Annotated in this window: 1 protein-coding gene; it reads right to left on the bottom strand. The window is 65.2% G+C overall.

The window, feature by feature from the left end:
- Window positions 1–9: 9 nt before the first annotated feature.
- The coding region (locus LQV16_RS23495; protein ID WP_229996232.1) for an IS3 family transposase at window positions 10–1,142 on the bottom strand (1,133 nt) is incomplete at its 5' end.

Raw genomic sequence — 1,142 nt, 5'->3', positions numbered from 1 at the left:
CGGAATGAATCAAGCTGTTTGTGACAGCTGGTTGGTTTTGTGGTTGATGCCGGCGTGGGCCGGGGCGGGTGGTGCGGTGGGTTTGTTTCGGTAGCGGTGAGGATGCCGGGCGTGGCAGGCGTTGAGGGTTGCTTGGCGGCGTTGGCGTGCCTGGTCGACCCGTCCTTCGTGGACGGTGTCGGGTGTGTAGTAGTTCAGGCCGCTGTGGCGGTGGTTGGCGTTGTAGTCGGCGAAGTAAGCCGCCATGTAGTCGCGGGCGTGCTGGAGGTCTTGGAATCGGCGGGGAAAGTCCAGGTCGTATTTCACGGTTTTGAACAGGGATTCTGAGTAGGGGTTGTCGTCGGAGACCCGCGGGCGAGAGTAGGACAGTGTGATGCCCAGGGATTGGGCAAGCTGTAGGGTGCTGCCGGCCCGCATGGGTGCGCCGTTGTCGGCGTGGAGCACGGCGGGGCGCTGCCGGTTTTCGGTGACCGCGCCGTTGATCAGAGCGGCGGCGAGGGCGGCCGTTTCGGTGTGTTCGACGCGGTGCCCGACGACTCTGCGAGAGAAAACGTCCAGGATCGCGTAGAGCCGGAAGGTGTGTTTTCCCGGGCCGTGGAGCATCGTGATGTCCCAGCTCCAGAGCTGGTTCGGGGCGGTTGCGTGGATGATGGGTTTGGCTCGTTTGGGGCCGGTTCCCGTGCGCTGTTCGCGGCGGTCGCCGTTCTGCCCGTTCCGGGCCACGATGCGGTGGGCGGCGGCGATGGAGAAGAAACAGTGCCCCGCGTCGAGCATCCGGTAGTAGGCCTGGGTGACGGAGAGGTTGGCGTATTCCTTGGAGTTCAGCAGCTCCATGAAGGCGTCGGCTTCGGTATCGGTGATCCGGTTCGGGTAGGCACGGTCGGGATGGGGTACCAGGATGCCCGTCGGTGTGGGCGGGCTCAGACGCCGGTACCAGGTCGTGCGGTGAACGCCTACCAGGGCGCAGGCCTTCACCGCGGACCAGCCGGCCGTGACCAGTTTCCCGGCAAAGCTCAGGGCGATGTCTTTCCAGGTTTTGGCGTCAGCCACTCCGGCCGGCCCGGCTCCGGCTCCTCCACTTTTGGATCCGTCGCCGCCGCGCTCTTGGCCATCGCGTCCAAGAGCGCGGAAGCTTTTCCCAG

It is taken from the genome of Arthrobacter sp. Bi26, assembly GCF_918697925.1.
Taxonomy (GTDB): Bacteria; Actinomycetota; Actinomycetes; order Actinomycetales; family Micrococcaceae; genus Arthrobacter.
Note: the sequence above shows the minus strand (reverse complement) of the source record. Positions and strands in the feature narration are given on the sequence as shown.